Here is a 12,708-nt window from a genome sequence, read left to right as displayed (position 1 = left end):
CTGCCCTCCGTTGCGTGGACGGGCAGATTGGTTTTGCACCGAACCCGTTAGCGGCGTCCGGTGCAGCGCATATGTGATTATCGCAGTCTCCGTTCAACTCCCCCGGCGTGAAATTTCGCACCCGGACATCCGCCCCGCCGAAGCATCCGTCAGGCGGGTTCCGGCACGTCGAGCGGCGCACTGCCGAGCTTGGACGGACGCGGGCCGCCCGTGGCCCAGTCGATCAATTCGACCGTATGCACCACGGGGATCTTCGTGCCACCGGCAAGCTGCACCATGCAGCCGATATTCCCGGCCGCGATGATCTGCGGTGCCTTCGCCTCGAGCGTGCGGATCTTTCGCGCCTTCAGGTCGGCCGAGATCTCAGGCTGCATCAAATTGTAGGTCCCCGCAGATCCACAGCAGAGATGACTGTCTGCTGGCTCCACCACCTCGAAGCCCGCGCGTTTCAAAAGCGTCTTCGGATGCGTCTTGATCTGCTGGCCATGCTGCAGCGAACAGGCGGCGTGATAGGCCACGCGGATCGGCCCGTCGCCTGTCTCGCCCGCATGGGCCGCATCGATCCCGGCGATATCCTCACGCGCCTGGTTGATCCCGCGCGGCGCATCGCCGGGCAGAAGCTCCATCAGCACCTCGCTCACATCCTTGGCCTTGGCGCTGATCTCGGCGGCCTCCTCGGCCATCGGGTCGTTCCGAAGCATATGACCGTAATCCTTCACGGTCGTCCCGCATCCAGAGGTGTTGACCACGACGGCATCGAGCCCCCCCTCGCCCTTCACGCCCATCCAGGCACGGATGTTGCGCTTCGCGGCCGCGTGGCTCTCGCTCTCCTTGCCCATGTGGTGGACGAGCGCGCCGCAACATCCCATGTCCCTCGCCACGACGACCTCGGCCCCGAGGCGGGTCAGAAGGCGGATCGTGGCATCGTTGATATCGGTGTCGAGCGCCTTCTGCGCGCATCCCGTCAGCAGCGCCACGCGCATCTTCCGCTCCCCCTCGGCCGGGAAGGTCTGCGGGTCGTCGTTGCGGCTGACCGCGGGGATTCGGTCAGGTGCCATCTCGAGCATCGCGCGCAACCGGACGTCCGGCATCAGCCGCGCGAAGGGCCGCCCGATCCTGGCCCCCAGCAACGCCAACCGGAAGCGCCCCGGATATGGCAGGATTCGCGCCAGCGTCCAGCGCAGCGCCCGGTCGCGCCAGGGCCGCTTGTAGGTCTCCTCGATATGGGCGCGCGCGTGATCGACGAGATGCATGTAATGCACGCCCGAAGGGCATGTCGTCATGCAGGCCAGGCAGGACAGGCAGCGGTCGATATGCTTGACCGTCTTCTCGTCGGCCGGGCGGTCGTTCTCGAGCATGTCCTTGATGAGGTAGATCCGGCCGCGCGGGCTGTCGAGCTCGTCTCCCAGAACCTGGTAGGTCGGACAGGTCGCCGTGCAGAAACCGCAATGGACGCAGGCGCGCAGGATCTCGTTGCTGCGCGCGGTCGCGGGATCGGCAAGCTGTTCGGGCGTGAAATGGGTCTGCATGTCAGGCTTTCTCGAGGTCTCTCGCGGCCTCGTCCATGAGGCCGGGATTGAGGATGCCACGCGGATCGAACCGCGCGCGAAGGCCACGCGCGATCGCGGCAAGCGGCGGCGGTGCCGGGTGGAACGTGCCCATCCGCGCGCGCATCTCGTCCGAGGCACGGAACAGCGTCGCGTGGCCCGGCATCCCCGCGATGGCCGCACGCAGATCCGTCCCTTCCGCGACCGATGCCCAGACGAGGCCGCCCGCGAGGTCCATCAGCATGGGCGCGTCACCCAGCGCGTCCGTCACCCGCGGGCCGTCGGACGGCTTGACCGAAATTCGCCAGAGATCGCCGCCGCTTCCCGCGAACATCCGTGCGTCCCGGATCTCCTCCCAGAGTGCGGCGACCTTGCCTGCATCCGTTTCCACCTCGGCCGTGCCGTGTCGCGCCAGATGCGCGGTCAGCCGTTCGGCCCGATAGGCGACCGAGGCCTCGAACCCTTCGAGCCTCAGATGGGTGACCGGATCCGCGCCCGGCAGATGCGCCGCCGCCGATACCTCGTAGGGCGAGCCGAGCGCCGCGGACATCGCATCGACCGCCGCGCGCGGCGAAAGCCCGCGAAGGCTCAGCGTCGCGCTTGCGGGGGTCGCGGGCAGCACCTTGAAGCTCACCTCGCTCAGGACGCCGAGCGTCCCGTAGCTGCCCGCCATCATCTTGACGAGGTCGTAGCCGGTGACGTTCTTCATCACGCGCCCGCCATTGCTGACGATCTTGCCGGTGCCGTCGACGAACCGCACGCCGATCAGGCAGTCGCGGCAGGCCCCGGCCACGATCCGGCGCGGACCGCTCGCATTCATCGCGACGGCCCCTCCGATCGTGGGCGTGCCGGAGGTGCCGAGGATCGCGCGATGATCCATCGGCTCGAACGGCAGGCGCTGGTTCTCGGCGGCGAGGGCGTCCTCGACCTCGGAAAGCGGCGTGCCCGCACGTGCCACGATGGTCAGTGCGCCGGGTTCGTAAAGCTTGATTCCCGAAAGCCGTGTCGTCGACAGCGTGCGCCCCCGAACGGCGAAGCCGCGCGTCGCGCCCCCGCGAATGCTCAGCGGGCCGTCGGAATTCGCGATCGCCTCGGAAAGCTCCGTCTCGGTGGCGGGTGCGAGATCTTGCATGGATCGTCCTTTCGGGACCGGTCTATTCGGCGGCGATGCGGCGCGTTTCCGTCACCGAAAGCGGAAAGACCTTCGCAGGATTCAAAAGCCAGTCAGGGTCGAAGACGTCCTTCACGCGCAGCTGCGCCTCGAGATCATCGGGGGTGAACTGCGCCTCCATCAGGTCGCGCTTCTCGACGCCCACCCCGTGCTCGCCGGTGAGACACCCCCCCACCTCGACGCAGAGGCGCAGGATGTCCGCCCCCATCTCCTCGGCCTTGTCGAGATCGCCCTCCTTGTTGGCATCGAAGAGGATCAGCGGATGCATGTTGCCGTCGCCCGCGTGGAACACGTTCGCGACGTCGAGGCCGTATTTCCCGGACAGGTCGCGGATGCCGCCCAGAACCTTCGGAAGCTCGTTCACCGGGATCGTGCCGTCGAGGCAGATGTAGTCGTTGATCTGACCCATCGCGCCGAAGGCCGACTTTCGCCCGAGCCAGATCCGCGCCGATTCCTCGGGCGACCCGCTCTCGCGCAGCTCGACCGGATTGTGGGTCCGTGCGATGGCGGTGATCTTGCCGAGTTGCTCGTCGATCTCGGCCTCCGATCCCTCGACCTCGACGATCAGAAGCGCCTCGCAATCGGGATAGCCCGCGCCCGCGAAGGCTTCGGTCGCGCGGATGCAGGGGCGGTCCATGAACTCGATCGCGACCGGCAGGACACCGGCCTTGATGATGTCGCTGACGCAGGCGCCCGCGACCTCGTTCGAGGAAAACCCGATCAGAACGGGCCGCGCGCCTTCGGGCTTCGGCAGGATCCTGAGCGTCGCTTCGGTCACGACGCCCAGCTGCCCTTCGGAGCCGCAGATGAGCCCCAGAAGGTCATAGCCCGACGCGTCGAGATGCCCGCCCCCGATCTCGGTCACGGTGCCGTCCATCATCACCATCGTGACGCCCAGCAGGTTGTTCGTCGTCACGCCGTATTTCAGGCAATGCGCCCCGCCCGAATTCATCGCGATGTTGCCCGCGATCGCACAGGCCAGCTGCGAGGACGGATCGGGCGCGTAGAAGAACCCGTCCTCCTCGACCGCGCCGGTGACGCTCAGATTGGTGCGCCCGCTCTGCACGCGGATATAACGGTCGGGGTAATTCGTCTCGATCACCTCGTTGAGCCGCGCGACCCCCAGAATGACGCAATCGGCGGTCGGCAACGCCCCACCTGCAAGCGACGTGCCCGATCCGCGCGGCACGACCGGGACGCGTTCGTCGTGGCAGATCTTCAGGACCGTCGCGACCTCTTCGGTCGAACGCGGCAGGACCACCGCGAGGGGCGCGCATTTGTAGGCGGTGAGCGCGTCGCATTCGTAGGCGCGCGTCTCGTTCGGTTCGTGGATCACCGTCCCCGGGGGCAGCGCCCCTTCGAGACGGCGCACGACATCCGCCTTGCGCGACAGAATGGCGGCATTCGGTACAGGCATGTCCATGATTGATCCTCCGGGGCGCAGTGTGGACCTCCCGCACGACGGGATCAAGAGCGGCCCTTGCCGCAGGGGCGGCCCGGTGCGAAACCTGCCGGAATGGATCACCTCGTCTCGGCATTGCTGCCGCCGCTTCTCGGACCCTGGGATTACGGCGCGCTCGCTCTCACCTTCCTCGGATGGTGGCTCGTGGGTCTCAGGATCGAGCATCCCGGCTTGCGACGCCCTTCGGTGACGGTGCTGATGATGAAGTATCGGCGCGACTGGATGGAGCGCATGGTCGAACGCGATCCGCGCATCTTCGACGCGCAGGCATTGTCGTCGCTGCGGCAGAGCACGTCCTTCTTCGCCTCGACAAGCGTGATCGCGATCGGCGGCGCACTCGCCGTCAGCGGCAATGTCGAACGCCTGCAGGGCGTGGCCGAGGGCCTGGGCGAGACGGGAATTCCCGTCATCGTCTGGCAGGTCAAGCTCCTGCCCATCATCATCTTCCTGATGATCGCCTTCCTGAAATTCGTCTGGTCGAACAGGCTCTTCGGCTATTCCATGGTGGTCATGGCTGCCGTGCCGAACGATCCGCGCGATCCCCTCGCATTGCCGCGCGCGGCGCAGTCGGCCGAGCTGAACATCCGCGCCGCGGTGAACTTCAACCGGGGCCTCAGGGCCATCTATTTCGCGCTGGCGGCCCTCGCATGGCTCGCGGGTCCGCTCGCTCTCGGGGCGGCGGCGACGATCGCCATCTGGATCGTGTGGTCGCGCGAGTTCATGTCGCGGCCTCGCGATATTCTGATGGGCCGGCTCTGACAGACCGCCCCCCGCGTGCTAGGACTTCCTCCATGAAACATCTCCTCGCGATCCTTATGATGCCTGCCGCCGCCTCCGCCGATCCGGCCGCGATCGAAAACGCCGTGGCAAAATCCGAACCGGGTGGCTGGACCGTCTCGGTCACGCTCCGTCACGCCGATACCGGATGGGAGGATTTCGCCGATGCCTGGCGGGTCGAACTTGCCGACGGCACGATCCTCGCCACCCGCAAGCTCTCTCATCCGCATGTGACCGAGCAACCGTTCACCCGTTCGCAAACCGGGATCGCCATGCCCGAAGGAACCCAATCCGTGGAGATCCGGGCCCGCACCCTGACCGACGGATGGGGCGAGGAGACATACAGCCTCAAGCTGCGCTGAGCGCGCCGCTCAGCGGCGTCCCTCGCGCAGCCATGCACCGAGCGTCAATGCCGCCGCGATCAGAAGCCAGGCCCATGCCGGCAGGATCGCCCGCGTGGTGACGTCGGCCGTCAGATAGGCACCGCGCGGCGTGATGCCGAGCCATCCGCGACCGGCCGCGACACGACCCTCCCGAACGGTCCTCAGATCCGGGACGCCGTCCTCGATGGCGCGGATCCCGCCGCGCGTCCCGTCGATCACCGGCTCGAGCAGATCTCCGCTCGCGACCGTCTGCTCGAACTCGCGCGGCGCGGATGGCCCGAGCGCGATGACGGCCTCCTCCTCGCCCTCGACCAGCCGATAGAGCCCCGTCTCGGGGCCGGTGAATTGCGCCTGGAACCGGCCCGGTGCCACCTCCTCCATCGGCATCACGGTCACCTCGCCGCCCGGCCCCGTGATCTCCAGATCGCCGACATCCTCGCCGAGCGTCCGGCGGGTAATCGTCATCTCCTGGCCTTCGGCCGTCGCGTCGAGCGCCTCCTCGTCGAGCTCGGGCTCCTTCATCATCCAGTGCGCGAGCCTGCGCAGCAGCTCGAGCTGGGGGCCGCCGCCGTCGAAACCGCGCGACCAGAGCCAGGCATGGTCCGACCCCAGAAGGGCCACGCGCCCTTCCCCGACCCGGTCGAGGATCAGGAGCGGTCCGCCCCCGCTTCCCGTCATCACGACCTGCCCACCCGTCGCCTCGAGCTCGATCTCGCGCAGCCAGCGGCCCCATTCGGGATCCTCGCCGCCGCCAGTCAGGCCCTGCGTCACAGGATGCCGTTCGCCGATCTCGGTCAGTTCCGGCAGGAACGGCTCCTCGATCACCTGTCCCGTCGGGGCGCCCGGCAGAACCTCCCCCAGCGGCGAGCGATAGAGCGAGGCGGCCGTGGCGAAGTCTGGCCCGGCCGCGATCAGCACCGCGCCTCCCGTCTCGACATACTGACGCACGTTGTCGAGATAGATCGCCGGCAGAATCCCGCGCCGCTGATACCGGTCGAAGATGATGAGGTCGAACTCGTCGATCTTGTCGAGGAACAGCTCGCGCGTCGGAAACGCGATGAGGCTGAGTTCGTCCACCGGCACGCCGTCCTGTTTCTCCGGCGGCCGCAGGATGGTGAAATGCACCAGATCGACCGACGAATCCGATTTCAGAAGGTTGCGCCAGGTCCGCTCGCCCGGATGCGGCTCGCCCGAGACGAGGAGCACGCGCAACCGGTCACGGACGCCGTTGATCTGCACGACGGCCTCGTTGTTGCGGTCGGTCAGCTCGCCATCGACCGCCGGAACGCGGAACTGGATCACGTTGCGACCGCCATGCGGCAGCGTCACGGGCAGTTCCAGATCCTCGTCGACAGGAACGGTGAAGGTCGAGGGCTCGCCCCCGTCGACCGCGATTTCGATCTCCACCGGGCCCGTCTGTGCCTCGGGGACATCGCCCTGATTGTCGATCCTGAGCCTCAGCGCGACCTCTTCGCCCAGGATCGCGAAGGCGGGCGCGTTCAGGATGTTCAACCGACGGTCCCAGTCCTCCTCACGCCCCGTCAGCAGCAGGTGCAGAGGTGCCGGCAGGTCCGGCGCGCGCTCCACGTCATGAAGCCGCCCGTCCGAAATCAGGATCGCTCCCGCCAGACGTCCGGCGGGCTCCTCGGCCATGGCATCGGACAGAGCCGTCATCAACAGACTGCCCTCGTCTCCGGCACCGTCGCCCATGCGCACCACGCGCAGTTCGGTATTCTCGAGATTGGCGACCTCCGCCTCGATGCGGGCCAGCGCCGCCGCGCTCTGGTCACCGCGATCCGACAGGTCCTGCGACGCACTCTCGTCCACCAGGGCGATGACGATATCGCTGAGCGGCGCGCGATCCTCGCGTTGAAAGGACGGTCCTGCCAGCGCCGCGAGAAGCGCGATGCCCGCGAGCCCCCTCAACCACCACCCCCCGAGCCCGCGCCAGAGCGCGAGACCCGCGACGAGAACCACGAGCGCACCAAGGATCGCCAGTGCCCAGAGCGGCACGAGGGGGTCGAGAACGATGTTTCCGGTCACTCCAGCCTGTCCTTCTGTCGGGCGGACGCGCCGCCTATTGTCCCAGCCGGTCGAGCAGCGCGGGGACGTGCACCTGATCGGATTTGTAGTTGCCGGTCAGCACATGCATCACGAGGTTCACGCCGAACCGCAGCGCGATCTCGCGCTGGCGCTCTCCGGCAAAGCCGCGACCGACCGGAAACATCCGGTTTCCCGCATCGTCGATCGCCCATGCCGCGGCCCAGTCGTTGCCACCGATCACGACCGGCGTCACGTTGTCGTTGAGATTGCGGAACGGCATGCCCTCGATCGTTTCGGCGTCTGGCGGGGCCGCCTCGACCCAGACATCGCGGCCCGCGTGGCGGCCCGGGAAATCCTGCAGCAGATAGAATGTCCGCGTGAGGACGTGGTCCTGCGGCACCGGCTCGAGCGGCGGAATATCCAGCGGCCGCGCGAGTTCCTCGAGCTTCGCCCCTGCGGGCGTCGCCGAACCGAACCCCGCCACGTCTGCGTCGCGGGTGTCGAAAAGGATCATGCCGCCGCCGCGCAGATAGGTGTTGAGCTTGGCATAGGCCTCGTCCGACGGGATCGGCTGATCCTCGGTCACGGGCCAGTAGAGGAACGGGAAGAAGGCAAGCTCATCGGTCTCGAGGTTCACGCCCATCGGGTCGGCCGGCTCGATCGAGGTCCGGGCGAAGAGCGTGCGCGACAACCCTTCGAGCCCGGCCTCCGCGATGCCGTCGATCTCGGCATTGCCCGTCAGGACATGTGCCAGCACGACCTCCGACGTCGCCTTGATCGCGAACTCGCCCAGCGGCGGGCGCTCGCCCTCCTGCGCGCGCGCCTCTCCCAACGGCATGGCAAGCGCGAGTATCGTCAGCGCGGCCGCGACCCGCGGCCCCGTCAACCGCCCTGCGAGCCAGAGCGAAGCCAATACGTCTAACGCGAGAATTGCGATCGCACCCGCCAGGAGCCAGCCCTTCAGTTCGACCTCCCGCGCGATCCCGAGCCCCTCGACCGCGATGCGCGCGGGCCATTCCGCCATGGCGAGCGTCGCATCGGCCCCGAAGACGTTGAGCGCGATGCGCCGGTCCTCGCCCGCATAGAGACCCGGGGGCGTCTCGGGGCCGGGACGCGCTTCTGCCAGAGCCTCGCCCGAAATGCCGGGATAGGTCCCCGCCTCGTCGACCTGGCCGAACGCCGTCAGCACCGCATCGACGCTCCAGACCGTGCCGGCCAGATCCTCGGCCGTCGGGCGCGCCGGGCGGGTCGAGACGGCAAGGCGCTCCAGCATCGACACGAAAAGTCCCGAAAGCGGCAGCGACGACCATTCCGCATTGGCCGTCACGTGAAAAAGCACGACCTGCCCCTGCCCGATCCGGTCGCGCGTCACCAGCGGCGTGCCGTCGCTCAGCGATGCGATCGTGCGTTCGGACAGCGTCGGATCGGGCTCGGCCATCACCTGCGCCTCGACCGTCACGTCCGGCGGCACCGGCAACCCGTAGAAAGGCGAGGTTTCGGAAAATGCGCTGAGCGTCCGGGGCTCGCCCCAGCTCATCGCGCCGCCGACCGACCGCCCCCCGGCCCGCAGCCGCACGGGCATCAGCGGATCGGCATCGGTACGTCCCGCCTCGCTCGCCGCCAGCCGGGGGCCGGCAAAGCGCAACAGCAGACCGCCCTCCTCGACCCAGTCGGCGACCGCCTGGGCCTGCGCCTGCGGCAGCGTCGCGACATCGGCCAGGACGATCACGTCCGGATTGGCCAGCAGGACGTCGGAAAGCGACCCGTCGATCAGGTCCGCAACGGGGTCCAGCGCCTGCTCGAGGTAATGAAGCGGCGACAGCAGCGACAGCCCCTCCCGATCGTCGCCCCCCGAGATGAGCGCGACCTCGCGCCGTCTCAGCCCGTCGTCGGTCAGCGCGACCGCACCGGCCGAGCGGACGCCCTCGATCTCGAACCGGGTGATGCGGTTGCGCAGCTCGGGCGGCAACGACAGGGTCAGCTCCGCCTCGCCCGCGCCGCCCTCGAAGCTCATCTCCTCGCGGGCAAGCTCTCGCTCCACCCCGTTCGGATCGAGCCCGCGCGCGACGATGGTCACCTCGCTCTCGCCCGCCGTTCCGGCCCTCAGCGCGTCGATGGCGATCGACCCGTCGACAAAGGTCGGTGGCTTGAGCCCGTAGATCGGCCGCGGCGATTCGAAAACCGAGACCGTGCCACGCTGCTCGAGCGCTGCCAGCACATCCGGCCGCCAATCCTGCGCCGTGCCGTCCGACAGCCAGATCGTCTCGAAATCGCCCTCGAGGCCTTCGGCCCAGTCGACCGCATTCGCCGGCTGCCAGGCCCGCGGCGCGAACCCGGAAAGCAGCGCGCTCCAGTCGCTGGCGGCTCTGAACGGCAGATCGCCCTCGGGCGGATCGGTGAGCGTGACGATCGCCGCTGGCCGGTCGTCGCGTGCGGCCTCGGCCAGCGCCTGTTCCACCCTGTCGATCCGGCGCGGCCAGTCACGCGCATCGGCCCATGTCCCGTCGAGCAGCACCAGAAGCGGCCCGTTGCCCGCGACCCGTTCGGACGGGTTCAGCACCGGCCCCGCGAACCCGACGATCAGGGCGGCCACGGCCAGCGCACGCAGCAGCAGAAGCCACCAGGGGGTGCGATCCGACTGATGCTCGTCGTCGCGCAGACCCAGAAGCAGCGCGACGCCCGGAAATTGCCGCCTGATCGGCGCGGGCGGCACCGCGCGCAGAAGGATCCAGAGAATGGGAAGCGCCAGAAGCCCCAGCAGCAGCCAGGGCGCGGTAAAGCCGATGGGACCGAGAACCCACATCAGGCGTGCCGCTCCAGCGCGCCATAGAGCCAGAGCAGTGCGGCACTCGCAGGTCCATCGGTATGGTGCAGGCTGTATTGCCAGCCGGTCACGCGCGCGAGATACCTCAACCGCTCCTTCCGTTCGGCCAGCCGGTCGAGATACCGCGCCCGCAGATCGCCCGCTTTCAGCGTCTCGTGGCGGATCGTGCCACCCATCGAGGTGAAGATCGTTCGCCCGTCGAAGGGAAAGGCCTCCTCCTGACGGTCGAGCACGTGCAGCAGAACGCCGCCGATCCCGCGATCGGCCGCCTCGAGCAATGCGCCCTCGACCGGAGCGATGTCACCCATGAAATCCGACACGAAAAGCGCCCGCGACCGCGAGGGCATCTCGCGCGCGAGCGGCGCACCGTATTCCGGGGCATCGCCCTCGGCCCCGAGCGCCTGCGCCATCCGCAGGAGTTGCAGCGCACCTGTCCTCGGCGGAAGGTCGTGATCCGAAAGGCCCACTCTCTCGCCCCCGTGGTCGAGCAGGATCGCCACGGCAAGCGCGACTTCGGCCGCGCGCTGGCCCTTCTGCGGCGCGTCGCCCGACGCGAAGGCCATGGAGCGCGACCGGTCGACCCAGAGCATGACCGATTGCGCCGCCTGCCATTCCATCTGGCGCACGAAATGCCCGTCGGACCGCCCCGAGCGCCGCCAGTCGACCGAACGCGCCGCATCGCCCTGCATCGCCGGGCGGTATTGCCAGAACTCGTCCCCGTGACCCGGCCGCCGGCGGCCGTGGCTCCCGAGGATCACTGTCCGGGCCAGATGCTGCGCCCCTGCCAGAAGCGCCGGAAGCGGCGCGGCGAGCGCCTCGGCCCGGGACCTCAGGAGGGCGGGATCGCTCACGCCGCCTGCGCCCGGGTCTTCTGATCGACGATCTCGGAGATGATGCGGTCGAGCGTCTCGCCGCGGGCCCGCGCGGCAAAGCTCAGCGCCATGCGGTGCGTCAGCACCGGCACCGCCATGTCCGCCACATCCTCGGCATTCGGCGCGAGGCGACCGTCGAGCAGCGCCGCGGCCCGCACCGTCAGCATGAGCGCCTGCGCCGCACGCGGCCCAGGCCCCCACCCGACGTGATCGCGGACGGGCTGCGGCGCGGTCTCGTCCTCGGGACGGCAGGCGCGCACGAGGTCGAGGATCATCTCGACCACCGCATCGCCCACCGGCATCCGGCGCAGCAATCTCTGCGCCGCGATCAGCTCGTCGGCGGTAAAGACGGCATGCGAGACCGCCTCCTCCGCGCCGGTCGTGGTCAGCAGGATGTCACGTTCGGTCGCGCGGTCGGGATAGGGCACGTCGATCTCGACCAGGAACCGGTCGAGCTGCGCTTCGGGCAGCGGATATGTACCCTCCTGCTCGATCGGGTTCTGCGTCGCCAGCACGTGGAACGGCGCGGCGAGCGTGTGCGACTGACCGGCAACCGTCACCTGCTTTTCCTGCATGGCCTGCAGAAGCGCCGATTGGGTGCGCGGGCTCGCGCGGTTGATCTCGTCGGCCATCATCAGCTGGCAGAAGATCGGCCCGCGGATGAACTTGAAGGCCCGGCTGCCGTCCTGCCCGGTCTCGAGCACTTCGGAGCCCAGGATGTCGGCGGGCATCAGGTCGGGCGTGAACTGCACCCGCTTGCCGTCGAGGCCCATCACGGTCGAAAGCGTCTCGACCAGACGCGTCTTGCCGAGGCCCGGCAGACCGATCAACAGGCCGTGCCCCCCGCAGAGAAGCGTCGTCAGGACGAGGTCGACCACCCGGCGCTGCCCCACGAAACGTGCCGTGATGCTCTCGCGCGCGGCGGCGAGCTTGTCGCCGAGGGCGTCGATCTCGTCCAGGATGGGATCGGCCATGACAAAATCCTCTTCAGGTCTACGTGCCAAGGTCATGATGGACACCTACGACGGCGGGCACAAATGACAAAAGAGCCTGAGAGACAAAAGGATGTGAAGCCAGACGCCGGCAGCCTCGAGAAAAGCGCGCGTGCCGCGTCGAAAGGCGGCCTCCCGCCGGTCGAAAGCTGGGACCCGCCCTATTGCGGCGATCTCGACATGGAGATCCGGCGCGACGGGACGTGGTTCTATCAGGGCACGCCCATCGGGCGAAAGCCGCTGGTGCGGCTCTTCTCGACCATCCTGATCCGCGAGGGGGACGCCTATTTCCTTGTCACGCCGGTCGAAAAGGTCGGCATCCGGGTCGAGGACGCACCCTTCGTCGCGGTGGATTTCACCCGCGAGGGTTCGGATCTGGTCTTCGAGACGAATGTCGGTGACACGGCGCGGGCGGGGCCTGACCACCCGATCCGCGTCACGCGCGATCCAGAAACCGGAGAGCCCGCCCCCTACGTCATCATACGCCGCAATCTCGAGGCGCTGATCGACCGCAAGAGCTTCTATCGCCTCGTGGAGCTTGGAGAGACCGACACGGTCGACGGCCGGGACTGGTTCGGGCTGCGTTCGGGCGGCGAATTCTTTCCGATCATTCCGTCGGACGAGCTTCCCTGAACGA

The 12,708-nt window shown here is 68.2% G+C and carries 10 protein-coding genes; 3 read left to right on the top strand and 7 right to left on the bottom strand.

Annotated elements, in window-relative coordinates; all coding sequences use genetic code 11:
* Nucleotides 1-149: 149 nt before the first annotated feature.
* Genes glcF through RVY76_RS04765 form a run of 3 tightly spaced genes read right to left on the bottom strand, consistent with a single transcriptional unit; the run spans nt 150 to nt 4,141 of the window.
* A complete protein-coding gene (glcF, locus tag RVY76_RS04775; protein WP_317376229.1) occupies nt 150-1,529 on the bottom strand; it encodes a glycolate oxidase subunit GlcF in 1,380 nt (459 codons plus the stop codon).
* A gap of 1 nt (nt 1,530) precedes the next feature.
* Nucleotides 1,531-2,679, bottom strand: coding sequence for a glycolate oxidase subunit GlcE (gene glcE / locus RVY76_RS04770; RefSeq protein WP_317376227.1), 1,149 nt, complete (start codon nt 2,677-2,679; stop codon nt 1,531-1,533).
* Nucleotides 2,680-2,701: 22 nt separating this feature from the next.
* The gene (locus tag RVY76_RS04765; RefSeq protein WP_317376226.1) at nt 2,702-4,141 is read right to left on the bottom strand and encodes an FAD-linked oxidase C-terminal domain-containing protein; all 1,440 of its coding nucleotides are present in this window, start codon (nt 4,139-4,141) and stop codon (nt 2,702-2,704) included.
* Between the two features lie 93 nt (nt 4,142-4,234).
* Between RVY76_RS04765 and RVY76_RS04760 the strand changes: the two genes are divergently transcribed.
* Together RVY76_RS04760 and RVY76_RS04755 are read left to right on the top strand one after the other, a co-directional pair.
* Nucleotides 4,235-4,939: a DUF599 domain-containing protein gene (locus RVY76_RS04760; RefSeq protein WP_317376224.1), complete on the top strand. Its 705-nt coding sequence runs from the start codon at nt 4,235-4,237 to the stop codon at nt 4,937-4,939.
* 32 nt (nt 4,940-4,971) lie between these two features.
* The gene (locus RVY76_RS04755; protein WP_317376223.1) at nt 4,972-5,319 is read left to right on the top strand and encodes a hypothetical protein; all 348 of its coding nucleotides are present in this window, start codon (nt 4,972-4,974) and stop codon (nt 5,317-5,319) included.
* 9 nt (nt 5,320-5,328) lie between these two features.
* Here the strand turns inward: RVY76_RS04755 and RVY76_RS04750 are convergent, their stop codons facing one another.
* The 4 genes from RVY76_RS04750 to RVY76_RS04735 are packed head-to-tail and all read right to left on the bottom strand — an operon-like array spanning nt 5,329 to nt 12,053.
* A complete protein-coding gene (locus RVY76_RS04750; RefSeq protein ID WP_317376221.1) occupies nt 5,329-7,383 on the bottom strand; it encodes a hypothetical protein in 2,055 nt (684 codons plus the stop codon).
* Nucleotides 7,384-7,417: 34 nt separating this feature from the next.
* Nucleotides 7,418-10,186 carry a DUF4159 domain-containing protein gene (locus RVY76_RS04745; RefSeq protein ID WP_317376219.1) on the bottom strand — a complete coding sequence of 923 codons (2,769 nt, stop codon included), beginning with the start codon at nt 10,184-10,186 and terminating at the stop codon, nt 7,418-7,420.
* Nucleotides 10,186-11,058: a DUF58 domain-containing protein gene (locus RVY76_RS04740; protein WP_317376218.1), complete on the bottom strand. Its 873-nt coding sequence runs from the start codon at nt 11,056-11,058 to the stop codon at nt 10,186-10,188. Before RVY76_RS04740 ends, RVY76_RS04745 begins: the two co-directional genes overlap by 1 nt.
* Nucleotides 11,055-12,053 carry a MoxR family ATPase gene (locus RVY76_RS04735; RefSeq protein WP_317376216.1) on the bottom strand — a complete coding sequence of 333 codons (999 nt, stop codon included), beginning with the start codon at nt 12,051-12,053 and terminating at the stop codon, nt 11,055-11,057. Before RVY76_RS04735 ends, RVY76_RS04740 begins: the two co-directional genes overlap by 4 nt.
* A 63-nt stretch (nt 12,054-12,116) precedes the next feature.
* Between RVY76_RS04735 and RVY76_RS04730 the strand changes: the two genes are divergently transcribed.
* Nucleotides 12,117-12,704 (top strand): DUF1285 domain-containing protein, encoded by a 588-nt coding sequence (locus tag RVY76_RS04730; RefSeq protein WP_317376214.1) that lies wholly within the window; start codon nt 12,117-12,119, stop codon nt 12,702-12,704.
* The last annotated feature ends 4 nt before the right edge of the window (nt 12,705-12,708 follow it).

Origin of the sequence: Palleronia sp. LCG004 (assembly GCF_032931615.1) — a bacterium.
In the GTDB taxonomy this organism is placed as follows: Bacteria; Pseudomonadota; Alphaproteobacteria; order Rhodobacterales; family Rhodobacteraceae; genus Palleronia.
This window is presented reverse-complemented; position numbering and strand designations above follow the sequence as displayed.

What these genes read in the sequence shown, in the direction of transcription:
- glcF (WP_317376229.1), bottom strand. Translation starts at nt 1,529, where the DNA reads ATGCAGACCCATTTCACGCCCGAACAGCTTGCCGATCCCGCGACCGCG.
- glcE (WP_317376227.1), bottom strand. Translation starts at nt 2,679, where the DNA reads ATGCAAGATCTCGCACCCGCCACCGAGACGGAGCTTTCCGAGGCGATC.
- RVY76_RS04765 (WP_317376226.1), bottom strand. Translation starts at nt 4,141, where the DNA reads ATGGACATGCCTGTACCGAATGCCGCCATTCTGTCGCGCAAGGCGGAT.
- RVY76_RS04760 (WP_317376224.1), top strand. Translation starts at nt 4,235, where the DNA reads ATGGATCACCTCGTCTCGGCATTGCTGCCGCCGCTTCTCGGACCCTGG.
- RVY76_RS04755 (WP_317376223.1), top strand. Translation starts at nt 4,972, where the DNA reads ATGAAACATCTCCTCGCGATCCTTATGATGCCTGCCGCCGCCTCCGCC.
- RVY76_RS04745 (WP_317376219.1), bottom strand. Translation starts at nt 10,186, where the DNA reads ATGTGGGTTCTCGGTCCCATCGGCTTTACCGCGCCCTGGCTGCTGCTG.
- RVY76_RS04735 (WP_317376216.1), bottom strand. Translation starts at nt 12,053, where the DNA reads ATGGCCGATCCCATCCTGGACGAGATCGACGCCCTCGGCGACAAGCTC.
- RVY76_RS04730 (WP_317376214.1), top strand. Translation starts at nt 12,117, where the DNA reads ATGACAAAAGAGCCTGAGAGACAAAAGGATGTGAAGCCAGACGCCGGC.